This window comes from Enterobacter sp. IF2SW-B1, assembly GCF_001743375.1.
GTDB lineage: Bacteria > Pseudomonadota > Gammaproteobacteria > Enterobacterales > Enterobacteriaceae > Enterobacter > Enterobacter bugandensis.
The window spans coordinates 183,655-198,734 of record NZ_MJAA01000002.1 but is presented as its reverse complement, the minus strand read 5'-3'; the positions used below and the strand labels follow the sequence as shown (position 1 = coordinate 198,734).

General features: G+C 60.3%; 12 protein-coding genes. 7 read left to right on the top strand and 5 right to left on the bottom strand.

Features of this window, described 5'->3' with window-relative positions; translation table 11 throughout:
* Positions 1 to 10: 10 nt before the first annotated feature.
* From lsrB to lsrA, 4 genes are read right to left on the bottom strand one after another with little or no spacing between them, the layout of a single operon-like run.
* Complete coding sequence (gene lsrB, locus A6013_RS05285) at positions 11 to 1,012, bottom strand: autoinducer 2 ABC transporter substrate-binding protein LsrB (protein ID WP_047367089.1); 1,002 nt, start codon at positions 1,010 to 1,012, stop codon at positions 11 to 13.
* 1 nt (position 1,013) lies between these two features.
* Positions 1,014 to 1,991, bottom strand: coding sequence for an autoinducer 2 ABC transporter permease LsrD (gene lsrD / locus A6013_RS05280; RefSeq protein ID WP_047367088.1), 978 nt, complete (start codon positions 1,989 to 1,991; stop codon positions 1,014 to 1,016).
* Complete coding sequence (lsrC, locus tag A6013_RS05275; RefSeq protein ID WP_069732667.1) at positions 1,992 to 3,023, bottom strand: autoinducer 2 ABC transporter permease LsrC; 1,032 nt, start codon at positions 3,021 to 3,023, stop codon at positions 1,992 to 1,994.
* Positions 3,020 to 4,507, bottom strand: a complete 1,488-nt coding sequence (gene lsrA / locus A6013_RS05270) for an autoinducer 2 ABC transporter ATP-binding protein LsrA (RefSeq protein WP_047367086.1) — start codon at positions 4,505 to 4,507, stop codon at positions 3,020 to 3,022. The genes lsrC and lsrA overlap by 4 nt, the downstream gene beginning before the upstream one ends.
* 215 nt (positions 4,508 to 4,722) lie before the next feature.
* Here lsrA and lsrR point away from each other — a divergent pair, with 215 nt between their 5' ends.
* From lsrR to A6013_RS05255, 3 genes are all read left to right on the top strand, one after another.
* Positions 4,723 to 5,694 (top strand): transcriptional regulator LsrR, encoded by a 972-nt coding sequence (gene lsrR / locus A6013_RS05265; protein WP_047367085.1) that lies wholly within the window; start codon positions 4,723 to 4,725, stop codon positions 5,692 to 5,694.
* A gap of 32 nt (positions 5,695 to 5,726) precedes the next feature.
* Entirely contained in the window at positions 5,727 to 7,307 is a 1,581-nt protein-coding gene (gene lsrK, locus A6013_RS05260; RefSeq protein ID WP_049000037.1) for an autoinducer-2 kinase, read from the top strand.
* Between the two features lie 185 nt (positions 7,308 to 7,492).
* Positions 7,493 to 9,514: an NADPH-dependent 2,4-dienoyl-CoA reductase gene (locus tag A6013_RS05255; protein ID WP_060572065.1), complete on the top strand. Its 2,022-nt coding sequence runs from the start codon at positions 7,493 to 7,495 to the stop codon at positions 9,512 to 9,514.
* Here A6013_RS05255 and rlmG read toward each other — a convergent pair.
* The gene (rlmG, locus tag A6013_RS05250; protein WP_063155303.1) at positions 9,511 to 10,647 is read right to left on the bottom strand and encodes a 23S rRNA (guanine(1835)-N(2))-methyltransferase RlmG; all 1,137 of its coding nucleotides are present in this window, start codon (positions 10,645 to 10,647) and stop codon (positions 9,511 to 9,513) included. The two genes, A6013_RS05255 and rlmG, sit on opposite strands and share 4 nt — an antisense overlap.
* Before the next feature lie 83 nt (positions 10,648 to 10,730).
* On the opposite strand from rlmG, the gene A6013_RS05245 reads away from it, so the two are divergent.
* The 4 genes from A6013_RS05245 to sstT all read left to right on the top strand — a co-directional run bounded on the left by A6013_RS05245 (position 10,731) and on the right by sstT (position 14,985).
* Complete coding sequence (locus A6013_RS05245) at positions 10,731 to 11,234, top strand: YgjP-like metallopeptidase domain-containing protein (RefSeq protein WP_069732666.1); 504 nt, start codon at positions 10,731 to 10,733, stop codon at positions 11,232 to 11,234.
* Positions 11,235 to 11,304: 70 nt separating this feature from the next.
* Entirely contained in the window at positions 11,305 to 12,303 is a 999-nt protein-coding gene (locus tag A6013_RS05240; protein WP_049000041.1) for a Gfo/Idh/MocA family protein, read from the top strand.
* A gap of 250 nt (positions 12,304 to 12,553) precedes the next feature.
* Positions 12,554 to 13,522, top strand: a complete 969-nt coding sequence (locus A6013_RS05235) for a TerC family protein (protein WP_063438525.1) — start codon at positions 12,554 to 12,556, stop codon at positions 13,520 to 13,522.
* 221 nt (positions 13,523 to 13,743) lie between these two features.
* Positions 13,744 to 14,985 carry a serine/threonine transporter SstT gene (gene sstT, locus A6013_RS05230; RefSeq protein ID WP_063867639.1) on the top strand — a complete coding sequence of 414 codons (1,242 nt, stop codon included), beginning with the start codon at positions 13,744 to 13,746 and terminating at the stop codon, positions 14,983 to 14,985.
* Positions 14,986 to 15,080: the final 95 nt, after the last annotated feature.

Here is a 15,080-nt window from a genome sequence, read left to right as displayed (position 1 = left end):
TGCTCCCCCGTCAGAAATCGTATTTGCTGATGTTTTCTTTGGTGAACACCACCCGCTCCGGCAGCAGCACGATGCCGTTGCCCTTCGCCTCATACTGATAGCCCTGCACGCTGTTCGGCTCCACCTTCAGCGCGCCGATACCTTTTACGTCCACGCTGTCGCCAGGGTTAAGATCGCCTTTTTTCAATAGACGATCGGCGACATTGACCGCAATTTTGCCCTGTTGTACGACATCCCACAGGCCGAAGGCTTTCACCGTCCCGCGCTCAACGTACGGACGCATGACGTTCGGCGTGCTGAAGCCGACAATCGCCACCCCTTCCCGCTTCAGGTTTTCCGCCGCCTGCGCCGCCGCCGGCAGGGCATTGGCGTCCGGCGCGATGATCGCGTCCAGATCCGGATACGCTTTTAAGATCCCCTCGGCGGTCTGCAGAGATTTGGTGGCGTCGTTATAGCCAAACTGGGTGGTCACGATCTGCCACTGGGGGTGATCTTTCTCGATTTTGGCCTTCGCCTCTTTCACCCACTGGTTCTGGTCGGTGACGGTTGGGCTGGAGTAGAAGAACGCCACTTTGGCATTCGGTTTGGTGACCTGCTTGCCCGCCATCTCTACCAGCAGGCCGCCGAGCTGTTCCGGCGTCCCCTGGTTGATATAAATGCTGCGGCACTCCGGTTTGGTGTCGGAATCCCAGGTCAGCACCTTCACGCCGCGCTGCATCGCGCGCTTCAGCGCCGGGCAGAGACCGTCCGGCGACACGGCGGAGACGATAATGGCGTTGTAGCCCTGGTTGACGAAGTTATTGATGAGCTGCACCTGGCCGGAAACGCTCGGCTCTGTCGGGCCATCATAGGTCACGTCCACGCCAAGATCTTTCCCCGCCTCTTTCGCGCCGTTGCCGCCGCTGGTGAAGAAACCCACGCCCACCAGCTTGGGGATAAAGGCAATGCGGTCCGCCGCTTGCGCCGAAGCGAAGCTGAGGGCCATTGCCAGGACGAGCAGTTTTGTTTTCATCTTACGCTCCGGATAGTTTTCTGAAGAGAGATCGCACCCATTCGCGGTGCAGACTTAGCGAACGTCCCATCACCACCACAACCAGCAGCGCCCCCGACAGCGCGCTCGACACCTGGTTGGGGATGCCGACCATCTGTAATCCCTGCTGGAGATAACCCACCAGCAGCGCCGCCAGCGCCGTACCCAGCACCGACCCTGAACCCCCGTAAATATTTGCCCCGCCGAGTACGGCGGCGGTGAGCGCGGGCATCAGCAAATCGCGCCCCAGATCCGAACGCGCAGAGCCGAAATAGGAGACCATCACCAGCGCGGCCACCGCCGACGCCACGCCCACCAGACCGTACAGCGCGTAGGGCATGCCGTTCACCGACAGCGCCGCATAGCGCGCCGCGCGCGGATTCTGGCCGATTAAAAACAGATGGCGGCCAAAGCGCCCGCGATGGGTAATCAGCCAGAAGAAGGCGGTAATCACCGCGAACAGCACCAGCGGGATCGGCAGCCCCAGCACAGTGAGGTTAGCGAACGCGGTAAAACCGTCCGGGAAGCCGCCGATGCCCTCGTAGCCCGTCGCCCCCGCCATGCCGGAGAGCAGCAGCGCGCCGCCGCCGTAGAGGTAGAGCGTGCCGAGGGTAATAACTAAAGGGCTAATGCCGGTGTAGTGGATCAGCGCCGCATTCACCAGCCCACACAGCAGGCCAAGCAGCAGCGTCAGCGGAACGGCGATCGTCATGGGCCACCCCGCCTGCATCATCACCCCCAGCGCGATGGCGCACAGGCCGATGGTGGAGCCCAGCGAAATGTCGATCCCGCCGCTGATAATCACCAGCGTCAGCGGCAGCGCCACGATGCCGATGCAGATGAAATCGCTGGTGCTGAACAGCAGCATGTTAACGTCGAGCATGCGCGGGTTAATGGCGCCGAAGAGCAGGATCTCCAGCACCAGCAATATCAGCAGCGCGCTTTCCCAGTTGAGCCTCATTTACGCCACCTCTTTGTTGCGTTTGGGAAAGGGGGTGACGTGCTTTCCCCCTATGTTGCCAGGCTGGAACCGGCCGTACTTCAGCGCCCGCTGATGGCGTGACAGCGCCTGGCGCAGCCGCCCGTCGAGCACCAGCACGCCCAGCAGCACCAGCCCGGCGATGAAGTCGTTCCACCACGCCGGTAGCCTGAACAGCACCAGCACGGTGTCGATTTGAGTAAGGAAGAACGCGCCGAGGAACGCACCGACCAGCGTGCCGGTGCCGCCCAGCAGTGAAATACCGCCGAGCACGCAGGCGGCAATGGCCTTCATCTCCAGCCCGCTGCCGGTCTGGTTGGGCACAAAGCCGATCTGCGCGGCGAAGACGATCCCGGCGCAGGCCGCCAGCATGCCGTTAAGGGTGAAGGCGATCATGCGCGTGCGGTTCACCGCCACGCCCAGCTGGCGCGCGGCGGTGAGGTTATCCCCCACCGCGTAAAAATCACGCCCGAACGCGGTGCGCGATAGCCCCCACGCGCCAACGACAACGAGAATCAACACTCCCACGCCGAGCGGCGAAATGCCGATGGCGGCAGGCTCGGAGAGAGATTTCAGCCCCGGCGGCAGCCCTTCAATCCACTTTCCGCCCGTCCAGAGCAGCATCGCGCCGCGGTACAGCCCCAGCGTGCCGAGGGTGGCGACAATCGCCGGAATGCGCAGCCCCACCACCAGAAAACCGTTGAACGCCCCCGCCAGCGCGCCAATCGACAGTGCAAAAAGTATCGATACCGGCAGGCTGTAGCCACCGTTGAGCGCCACGCCGACGGCAATGGCGGACAGCCCGACGGTCGAGCCCACGGAGACGTCGATATTGCGGGTCAGCATCACCAGCGCCGCGCCGATGGCCAGCAGGATCAGGATCTGCGCGCTGGCGAAGATCATCCCCAGCGTTTGCAGGCTGAAGTAGGACGGATTCAGCGCCACCAGCACTGCGAACAGCGCCAGAATGGCAAGAAACGCGCTCAGCTCGCGGTTTTTGAGTAAGATCTTCATGATTGTCCTCCAAACGCCAGCGCCATCATCCGATCGAGACTGACGGCGTGGCGCGGCAGCTCGCCGCTGAGTACGCCCTGATGCATCACCAGCACGCGGTCCGCGAGGCCGGGAAATTCATCGAGATCGCTTGAGATCATCAGCACCGCAACGTTCTGCGCCGCCACGCTTTTAATGAGCTGGTAGATATCGGCGCGCGCCGACACGTCCACGCCGCGCGTCGGCTCATCGACGATCAGCAATAAAGGATTGGCCTCCAGACAGCGCGCCAGCAGCACCTTCTGCTGGTTGCCGCCGGAGAGCGTGCGCACGGTTTGATCCGCATGATTGAGCTTGATCCCCAGCGCCCGGTGATAGCGCTCCACCACCGCAGACTCCCGCTTTCGCTGCTGCCAGAGCGACGGCTCGTTCAGTGCCACCGTGTTCCAGCGGACAGGCGCGTCGAGAAACAGGCCGGACACCTGCCTGTCTTCCGGCAGATAAACCAGCCCTTTTTCCAGACGTAAACCCACCGGATCGGAGGTGATCTCCCGGCTCTCCAGCCACACCCGTCCGCCGCGTACGGGACGCAGGCCGTAGAGCGTTTCGGCAAACTCGGTGCGCCCGGATCCGACCAGTCCGGCAAGGCCGACGATCTCCCCGGCGTAAATCTCCAGGCTGAGATCGATAAAGCCCTCTCCGGTGAGATCTTCCACGCGCAGCACCGGAAAATCCTGCGGCTGGGTGCGGCGGTTTCCCGGTAGCGCCAGCCACAGCTTTTGCGCATCGCTTAAGCCTTTTTCGCGGCTGACCGGCGTCATGGCGGCGATCAGGGCGCTGTCGTCAAACTGGGCGGTTTCTCCGCTGAGCACCACCGCGCCGTCGCGCATCACCGAAACGTGGCTCGACAGCGTGCGGATTTCCGGCAGCTTATGCGAGATAAAGACGATCCCGACGCCGAACGCCTGTAAGGCGCGGATCTGGCGAAACAGCCGTTCGGTTTCGCCGGGCGTCAGCGAGGCCGTGGGCTCGTCGAGGATCAGAATTCTGGCGTTGCGCATCAGCCCGCGCAGGATCTCAACCATCTGCTGGTCCGCCACTTCCAGGGTGCTGGCCGTTGCATCAAGGTTAAGCTGACATTGCAGCTGCTGGAGTTTCTCCGCCAGCCGCTTTTCCCGATCGCGCTCGCGCGGCAGGCGGAACAGGATGTTTTCCCTCACGGTCAGGTTGGGGAAAAGCAGAGGCTCCTGCGGCACCAGATAAATGCCTAACCGATGCGCCTGCGCCGGGGTAAGCCGTGCAAAAGACTCGCCCGCAACCGAAAGTTCACCGCTATCCGGCGTTTCTACCCCGGCGATGATCTTCATCAGCGTCGATTTTCCCGCGCCGTTACCGCCCATAAGCGCATGCACCTGCCCCGCAAGCAGCGTGAAATCAATGCCTTTTAAGACCGGCACGCCTGAGAACTGCTTGCTGATATTTCGCGCGTTGAGAAGTGGTGTCATCATCGCTCCGCTATTGAACAAATGATTTTTAGATTTAATAATGTTCAAAAGCGTAGACGGTGAACTATATTTACAACCGTGCAGGGATCACAGTTTTATCGATTGAGATTCAGATTAACCAGAAACGATCTAAAAGATCCGTTTTGCCGCGTAGCTCACATTTTCACGCCGCGCCATTACGAACATATGATCTAAATTTTTATAAGAGTTCAATTATGAGCGATAAACGCACTGCGGAAGAAGGACGGTTTGCCGGTCTGGCGCTGGCGGAAGAAGAGCTGGTGGCGCGCGTGGCCTGGTGCTACTACCACGACGGGCTGACCCAGAACGATATCGGCGAACGCCTCGGGCTGCCGCGCCTGAAAATCTCCCGCCTGCTGGAGAAAGGCCGCCAGTCGGGGGTGATCCGCGTGCAGATCAACTCCCGCTACGAGGGCTGCCTGTCGCTGGAAACCGAGCTACAGCATCGCTTTGGCCTGAAGCTGGTGCGCGTGATGCCTGCCCTAAATACCCCGCCGATGAACGTGCGGCTGGGCATTGGCGCGGCGCAGTCGCTGATGGGCGTGCTGGAGCCCGGCCAGCTGCTGGCGGTGGGGTTCGGTGAAACCACCATGAGCAGCCTGCAACACTTAAGCGGTTTTATCAGCTCGCAGCAGATCCGCCTGGTGACGCTTTCCGGCGGCGTGGGGCCGTATATGACCGGTATCGGCCAGCTGGATGCGGCCTGTAGCGTCAGCATGATCCCCGCCCCGCTTCGCGTCTCATCTGCGGAAGTCGCCGGGATCTTAAAACGTGAGACCAGCGTGCGGGACGTGATCCTCGCCGCGACCGCCGCTGACGTGGCGGTGGTCGGCATTGGTTCCGTGAACCAGCGCCGTGACGCGACCATACTGCGCTCCGGCTATATCAGCGAAGGTGAACAGCTGATGTACGCCCGTAAAGGGGCGGTAGGCGATATCCTCGGTTATTTCCTTAACGCCGAAGGGGAATGCGTCGAGGAGCTGGAGATCCATAAAGAACTGCTGGGCGTCACGCTCGATGAACTGGCGCAACTGCCCACCATCGTCGGCGTGGCCGGAGGGGAAGAGAAAGCCGATGCGATTTACGCCGCACTGAAAGGTCGCCGTATTAATGGCCTGGTGACGGAAGAGACGACAGCCCGCGCGGTGCTGGCTCTGGCCGAATAAGAGTCGCCCTGCGCTAATAGCGAGGCAAGCTCATGAGTTACCTTTTAGCGTTAGATGCAGGGACAGGCAGCGTTCGCGCCGTGATTTTCGATTTACAGGGCAACCAGATTGCCGTCGGCCAGGCCGAGTGGAAGCACCTGAGCGTGGAGAACGTGCCGGGGTCGATGGAGTTCGATCTCGACACCAACTGGCAGCTGGCCTGCCGGTGCATTCAGCAGGCGCTGGAGCGCGCGCGCCTGAGCGCGGCGGATATTCAGTCCGTCGCCTGCTGTTCAATGCGCGAAGGGATCGTGCTGTACGACCGCAGCGGCGAGGCCATCTGGGCCTGCGCCAACGTCGACGCCCGCGCCAGCCGCGAGGTGGCTGAACTCAAAGAGATCCACGACTACCGTTTTGAATCCGAAGTGTATGACGTTTCCGGCCAGACGCTTGCCCTTAGCGCCATGCCGCGCCTGCTCTGGCTGGCGCATCACCGTCCGGACATCTACCGCAAGGCCGCGACCATCACCATGATCAGCGACTGGCTGGCGGCAAAGCTCTCCGGCGAGCTGGCGGTCGATCCGTCTAACGCGGGCACCACCGGCATGCTGGATCTCTTTTCACGCGACTGGCGTCCGGCGCTGCTCGACATGGCCGGGCTGCGCGCCGATATTCTCTCGCCGGTGAAAGAGACCGGCACCGTGCTGGGGGCCATCACGAAAGAAGCCGCACAGCAGAGCGGTTTACGCGAGGGCACGCCGGTCGTGATGGGCGGCGGCGACGTGCAGCTGGGCTGCCTGGGGCTGGGCGTTGTCCGCGCCGGACAAACGGCGGTGCTGGGCGGCACCTTCTGGCAGCAGGTGGTTAACCTGCCGCAGGTGCGCACCGATCCTGAGATGAACATCCGCGTAAACCCGCACGTTATCCCCGGCATGGCGCAGGCGGAGTCGATCAGCTTCTTTACCGGGCTGACCATGCGCTGGTTCCGCGACGCCTTTTGTGCCGAAGAGAAGCTGATTGCCGAGCGGATGGGGATGGACACCTATTCCCTGCTGGAAGAGATGGCGGGCCGCGTACCCGCTGGCTCCCACGGCGTAATGCCAATCTTCTCCGACGCGATGCATTTCAAGCAGTGGTACCACGCCGCGCCGTCGTTTATTAACCTCTCTATCGACCCGGAAAAGTGCAACAAAGCGACGCTGTTCCGCGCCCTGGAGGAGAACGCGGCAATCGTCTCGGCCTGTAACCTGACGCAGATTTCGCGCTTCTCCGGCGTGACGTTTGATAGCCTGGTGTTTGCGGGCGGCGGCGCAAAGGGCGCCCTGTGGAGCCAGATTTTAAGCGACGTCACCGGCCTGCCGGTGCGCGTGCCGGAAGTCAAAGAGGCAACGGCGCTCGGCTGCGCCATTGCCGCCGGAACGGGTGCGGGGATGTTTGCGGATATGGCCTCGACGGGCGAGCGGCTGGTGAAGTGGAGCCGCGAGTTTACGCCAAACCCGCAGCACCGGGAGCTGTACGACAGCATGATGGAGAAGTGGCAGGCGGTGTACGCGGATCAGCTCGGGCTGGTGGACAGCGGGCTGACCACGTCGATGTGGCAGGCGCCGGGGTTAGCGCGGGCAGCGACGCCGTAAATAACGCCGGATGGCGCTGCGCTTATCCGTCCTGGGGTTTTGTAGCCCCGGTAAGCGTAGCGCCACCGGGGAAGTTCTTTGAGATCTATCACAATCATTCGATCCCGCTTTTACCTTTCTGCTGCCGCTGGCTAAATTAGTAACTCATCCGACCACATAACAATAATTTTACACTGGAAGAGACTATGAGCCGCTACCCGTCGCTATTCGCCCCCCTCGATCTGGGGTTTACCACCCTTAAAAACCGCGTGCTGATGGGCTCGATGCACACCGGGCTGGAGGAGCGTCCGGACGGGGCCGAGCGCCTGGCAGCCTTCTATGCCGAACGCGCCCGCCACGGGGTGGCGCTGATTGTCACCGGCGGCGTAGCCCCTGCCCCTTCAGGCGTGACGATGGAGGGCGGCGCAGTCCTGAATGATGCGACACAGCTGCCGCATCACCGCATTGTCACGGACGCGGTGCATAACGAAGGCGGCAAAATCGCCCTGCAAATTCTGCACACCGGGCGCTACAGCTATCAGCCAAAGCTGGTTGCGCCATCGGCTATTCAGGCGCCGATTAACCGCTTTACCCCTCACGCCCTCAGCCACGACGAGATCCTGGCGCTGATCGACGATTTTGCCCGCTGCGCCGCGCTGGCGCGTGAGGCGGGCTACGACGGCGTGGAGGTGATGGGCTCTGAAGGCTATCTGATTAACGAATTCCTCGCCGCCCGCACCAACCAGCGCGACGACGAATGGGGCGGTGACTATGCCCGCCGGATGCGCTTTGCCGTGGAGGTGGTGCGCGCGGTGCGCGAACGTGCGGGCGCGGACTTTATTATTATCTTCCGCCTGTCGATGCTCGACCTGGTGGAGGGCGGCGGCACGTTCGACGAAACCGTGCAGCTGGCGCAGGCGATTGAAGCCGCAGGTGCCACCATCATCAACACCGGGATTGGCTGGCACGAAGCGCGCATCCCGACCATCGCCACGCCGGTGCCGCGCGCGGCGTTCAGCTGGGTAACGCGCAAGCTGAAGGGCAAAGTCTCCGTTCCGCTGGTAACGACGAATCGCATTAACGATCCGCAGGTGGCGGACGATGTGATCTCACGCGGCGACGCCGATATGGTATCGATGGCGCGTCCGTTCCTCGCGGACTCCGAACTGCTCTCCAAAGCGCAAAGCGGCCGTGCGGATGAGATCAACACCTGCATCGGCTGTAACCAGGCCTGTCTGGATCAGATCTTCGCCGGCAAAGTCACCTCATGCCTGGTGAACCCCCGCGCCTGCCATGAAACCAAAATGCCGGTGGTTGCAACGGTCAATAAAAAACGCCTGGCCGTGGTGGGCGCTGGCCCCGCTGGGCTGGCGTTTGCGGTGAATGCCGCCTCGCGCGGGCACAGCGTGACGCTGTTTGATGCCGCCGGTGAAATTGGCGGGCAGTTTAATATCGCCAAACAGATCCCCGGCAAAGAGGAGTTCTATGAAACCCTGCGCTACTACCGCCGGATGATCGATCTGACGGGTGTTGATCTGCGGCTTAACCAGCTTGTCAGCGCGGCGGATCTGATCGGTTTCGACGAGGTGATCCTCGCGAGCGGGATCGCACCGCGCACGCCTGCAATCGAGGGTATCGATCATCCGAAGGTGTTGAGCTATCTGGACGTATTGCGTGACAAAGCGCCCGTTGGCGAGAAGGTGGCGATTATCGGCTGCGGCGGGATCGGCTTTGATACCGCGATGTATTTAAGCCAGCCGGGCGAGGCCACCAGCCAGAACATCGCCGAGTTTTGCGTAGAATGGGGCATTGATACCAGCCTGAGCCAGTCCGGCGGATTACGGCCGGAAGGGCCGCAGCTGCCGAAAAGCCCGCGCCAGATCGTGATGCTCCAGCGTAAGGCCAGCAAGCCGGGTGAAGGGCTGGGCAAAACCACGGGCTGGATCCACCGCGCCACCCTGCTCTCGCGCGGAGTGAAGATGATCCCGGGGGTGAGCTACCAGAAGATCGACGACGACGGGCTGCATGTGCTGATCGGTGGTGAACCGCAGCTGCTGCGCGTGGATCATGTGATTTTGTGCGCCGGACAGGAGCCAAAGCGCGATCTGGCCGATCCGCTGCGCGAAGCGGGTAAAACGGTGCATTTGATCGGCGGGTGCGACGTGGCGATGGAGCTGGATGCGCGGCGGGCGATTGCGCAGGGCACCCAGCTTGCACTGGTTATTTAGCGACGACGCCCCAGCTTCACCGCTTTCAGCACCACAAACTTGTTATTGGTCGCAATAGTGACGCAGTTGCCGAAAATCTTCTTCAGCTTGTGGAAGTAGTCCAGGTGGCGGTTCGCCACGATATACAGCTCGCCGTTGATTTTCAGGCAGCGGCGCGCGTGGTGGAACATCTCCCACGCGACGTTATCCGTCAGGGCGTGCTTCTGGTGGAACGGCGGGTTGCAGAACACGGCGTTGAAGCGGAAAGGCTCAACGCCGGAGAGCGCGTTGTTGATCATAAATTCGCAGCGATCCACCGCTTCCGGCATGTTGGTTTCTACGTTCAGACGGCTGGAGGCCACCGCCATCGGCGACTCGTCGCTGAACACCACGCTGGCTTCCGGATTCTTCGCCAGCAGCGTCAGGCCAATCACGCCATTGCCGCAGCCCAGATCGACAATCTCCCCTTCCAGGTTTTCCGGCAGGTGCTCCATAAAGAAACGCGCCCCAATATCCAGCCCGGTGCGGGAGAAAACGTTCGCATGGTTATGGATGGTCCAGTCGGTGCCTTCCAGTTTCCAGCTCAGCGTCTCCGGCGCGTCGGCCAGCGCCGGTGCGCTGAAGGTGCAGTTGATCAGGCGCGCTTTTTTCCAGGCAAGCGTGGTAGTGGTCGGGCCGAGGACCTTCTCGAACAGCTCCAGCGTCGACGTGTGAATATCGCGCGCTTTGGCACCCGCAATGATGCGGGTTTCCGGCGTGACGACTTTACGCAGCGCGCGCAGCTGCTGCTCCAGCAGCGCCATGGTTTTTGGCACCTTGATCAATACCACGCCCGGCGCCTGCGGGTAGTCCGCGGTGCTGTCGAGGAACTTCACGCTGGACTCGTCGATGTCGTTATGGCGCAGGTTTTCACGCGTCGCCAGTTCGCTCAGGTAGGAATCGCCAATGCTGTACGGCGTGTGCTCTGCCAGGGCGCAGCCCAGGGCACCAAACGCGTCATTCAGGATCAGAACCGGGCCGCGGATTTCAGTCTCATCCAACTGCTGCAGCAGATATTCATCCGCCGCTTCCCACGCCTGAAGCGGGTTTACGTCGTCCGTTTCCGGGAAACGTTTAAGGTTGAGTGAACGGAAACCGTTGTCTAAGTGGCTCATCGGCCCTCCTGAATGGTAAAATTTGGCGTATCCCTGAAAAGGGTGCGTGAGTATACCCGTTTTCGCATTAATTTGGGCTTTTGATGAACCAACTTACTTATCTCCAGGGCTATCCGGAGCATTTACTGACTCAGGTTCGCAGCCTGATTGCCGAGCAGAAGCTCGGCGCGGTGCTGGAAAAACGCTATCCCGGCACGCACGATTTCGCGACCAATAAGGCCCTCTGGCAGTATACGCAGGATCTGAAAAGCCGATATCTGAAGAGCGCGCCGCCGATCAACAAGGTGATGTACGACAACAAGATCCACGTGCTGAAAAACGCGCTCGGCCTGCACACCGCCATCTCCCGCGTGCAGGGCGGCAAGCTGAAGGCTAAGGCGGAGATCCGCGTGGCGACGGTGTTTCGTAACGCGCCGGAAGCCTTTCTGCGGATGATCGTGGTGCATGAGCTGGCGCACCTGAAAGAGAAAGAGCACGACAAAGCGTTCTATTCCCTGTGCTGCCACATGGAGCCGCAGTATCACCAGCTGGAGTTTGATACCCGCCTGTGGCTTACGCATTTATCGTTAAATGGTAATGCGGAATAGCGCACTGGTTTTGCAATAATCCCGTGCTACAGTGGCTAAAGGTTCCCCGCTACGGAGTACGTAAACGTTTATGATACGTTTCGCAGTCATTGGAACGAACTGGATCACGCGCCAGTTCGTCGACGCCGCCCACGAAACCGGCAAACTTAAACTCACCGCAGTCTATTCCCGCAGCCTTGAGCAGGCGCAGAGCTTTGCTAACGACTACCTCGTCGAGCATCTCTTCACCTCCCTGGATGAAATGGCGCAAAGCGACGCCATTGACGCGGTTTATATCGCCAGCCCGAACTCCCTGCACTTCCCGCAAACGGCGCTGTTTCTCGGCCACAAAAAGCACGTGATTTGCGAGAAGCCGCTGGCCTCCAATATTGAGGAAGTGGAAGCGGCCATTGCGCTTGCCCGCGAAAACCAGGTGGTGCTGTTCGAAGCGTTCAAAACCGCCAGCCTGCCGAATTTCCTTCTGCTGCAGCAGTCCCTGCCGAAAATTGGCAAAGTGCGCAAAGCCTTTATCAACTACTGCCAGTATTCGTCGCGCTATCAGCGCTATCTGGACGGCGAGAATCCGAATACCTTTAACCCGGCCTTCTCAAACGGCTCGATTATGGATATCGGTTTTTACTGCCTGGCCTCTGCCGTAGCGCTGTGGGGCGAGCCGCACGGCGTTACGGCCACCGCCAGCCTGCTGGAGAGCGGCGTGGATGCACACGGTTTGGTGGTGCTGGATTACGGTGATTTCAGCGTCACGCTGCAGCACTCCAAGGTGAGCGATTCCGTGTTGCCGAGCGAAATTCAGGGCGAAGCCGGGTCGCTGGTCATCGAGAAGATCTCCGAATGCCAGAAGGTGAGCTTCGTGCCGCGCGGCGGCAAAGCGCAGGAACTGACGCAGCCTCAGCATATTAACACTATGCTCTATGAGGCAGAGGTCTTCGCCCGTCTGGTGGAAGACAACGAAGTGAATCACCCAGGCCTTGCGGTAAGCCGCACCACGGCGAAGCTGCAAACCGAGATCCGCCGCCAGACCGGCGTGGTGTTCCCGGCAGACGGCGTCGGCGCGGAAGCGATCGCGTAAAGCTGTGTAATGAAACGGCGCAGGCCATTGACGAAACCGATGGTCTGACATATTTTGTTACCTGCAAAGGGGAGTAACTTCTTCGCCGGTGGATCGTCATTACGATGCGTTAAATATGCATCCGGTCGCCGGGCAACCTTCGTGGTTGTAAGTGAGACCTTGCCGGAAGGCGAGGTCTATGCATAAAAAGCTAACGGCTATCGTCTTCTGACCATGGCCGTTTTTGTTTTTTATGTGTAAGGAAAATAGTATGCATTCTGTCGGCACTCCAATGCTGTGGGGCGGATTCGCGGTTGTCGTGCTCATCATGCTGGCGATCGACCTCTTTTTGCAGGGTCGTCGCGGCGAGCACGGCATGAGCGTTAAGCAGGCCGCCGTCTGGTCGCTGGTCTGGGTTACCCTCTCGCTCCTCTTTTGCGCCGCCTTCTGGTGGTATCTGGCCTCGACTGAAGGCCGTGCGGTGGCCGATCCTCAGGCACTCGCCTTCCTCACCGGTTATCTGATTGAAAAAGCCCTGGCGGTTGATAACGTCTTCGTCTGGCTGATGCTGTTCAGCTATTTCGCCGTGCCTGCAGCCCTGCAGCGCCGCGTGCTGGTCTACGGCGTGCTGGGTGCCATCATCCTGCGTACCATCATGATCTTCGCCGGCAGTTGGCTGATTACCCAGTTCGAATGGCTGCTGTACGTGTTCGGCGCGTTCCTGCTGTTCACCGGGGTCAAAATGGCGCTGGCGAAAGAAGACGATACCGGTATCGGTGATAAGCCGCTGGTGAAGTGGATCCGCGGTCATCTGCGCATGACGGACAAGATCGAGAGCGAGCACTTCTTCGTGCGTAAGAACGGCCTGCTGTTTGCTACCCCGCTGCTGCTGGTGCTGATTCTGGTCGAGCTGAGCGACGTGATTTTCGCGGTAGACAGCATCCCGGCAATCTTCGCGGTGACGACCGATCCGTTCATCGTGCTGACCTCTAACCTGTTTGCGATCCTCGGCCTGCGCGCCATGTATTTCCTGCTGGCAGGTGCGGCAGAGCGCTTCTCGATGCTGAAGTACGGTCTGTCGGTGATCCTGGTCTTCATTGGTATCAAGATGCTGATCGTGGATTTCTACCACATCCCGATCGCCATTTCGCTTGGCGTGGTGTTCGGCATTCTGCTGGTGACGCTGGTTATCAATACCTGGGTTAACCGCCAGCACGATAAAAAGCAGCAGGCGGAGTAATCCCCTCACCCTAACCCTCTCCTCAAAGGGGAGAGGGTTAACACACTTTTGTGACTCAATAGTTAAAAAATATGATGTGACACGTAAAATCCAGCATTTTACTCTTCCGCCTTTCCCCGCTTTCCTTGATACTCAACCAGGCAAACAAATATTTACATCCTGAAATAAATGTGACTTAGAGCACATCCAGGATGGAACACAATTTCACTTAGGAATTTAGTATGAGCACACAATCTAAGGGCCTGCTTGCGCGTCTGACGCAGGGTAGCCTGGTTAAACAAATCCTGGTAGGTCTGGTTCTGGGTATTCTGCTGGCCCTGGTGTCAAAACCTGCCGCGGAAGCGACGGGGCTTCTCGGAACGCTTTTCGTGGGCGCGCTGAAGGCCGTTGCGCCGGTGCTGGTACTGATGCTGGTCATGGCTTCTATCGCCAATCACCAACACGGACAAAAAACCAACATTCGCCCGATTCTCTTTTTATATCTGCTGGGCACGTTTTCTGCTGCGCTGACCGCAGTGGTCTTTAGCTTCCTCTTCCCCTCCACGCTACATCTGACCTCTGCGGCGGGCGACGTCACGCCGCCTTCAGGCATTGTGGAAGTGCTGCGCGGCCTGCTGATGAGCATGGTTACGAACCCCATTGATGCCCTGCTGAATGCCAACTACATTGGCATCCTGGTGTGGGCGATCGGCCTGGGCTTCGCCCTGCGTCACGGCAACGAAACGACGAAAAACCTGGTCAACGACATGTCCAACGCCGTGACCTTTATCGTTAAGGTCGTGATTCGCTTTGCACCCATCGGTATCTTCGGCCTGGTGTCGTCTACCCTGGCCACAACCGGCTTTGACGCGCTGTGGGGCTACGCGCAACTGCTGATGGTGCTGGTCGGCTGTATGCTGCTGGTGGCGCTGGTGATCAACCCGCTGCTGGTGTTCTGGCAGATCCGCCGTAACCCGTATCCGCTGGTGCTGACCTGCCTGCGCGAGAGCGGTGTATACGCCTTCTTCACCCGCAGCTCGGCGGCAAACATTCCGGTCAACATGGCGCTGGCGGAGAAGCTGAACCTGGATCGCGATACCTATTCCGTGTCGATCCCGCTGGGTGCGACCGTGAACATGGCGGGTGCGGCGATCACCATCACCGTGCTGACCCTGGCGGCAGTGCATACGCTGGGTATTCCTGTGGATCTGCCAACGGCGCTGCTGCTGAGCGTGGTGGCGTCGCTGTGTGCCTGTGGCGCATCCGGCGTGGCGGGCGGTTCGCTGCTGCTGATCCCGCTGGCGTGCAATATGTTCGGCATCCCGAACGAGATCGCCATGCAGGTTGTGGCCGTCGGCTTCATCATCGGCGTGCTGCAGGACTCCTGCGAAACCGCGCTGAACTCCTCTACCGACGTGCTGTTCACCGCAGCGGCCTGTCAGGCGGAAGACGCGCGTTTAGCGAAGAATGCCCTGCGAGGTTAACAGCAAAACGGCAACCCTGAGGTTGCCGTTTTTTGTGTTTGTACCCTCTCCTCGTGGGAGAGGGTCAGGGTGAGGGCATCAGGCCGCACCGATTA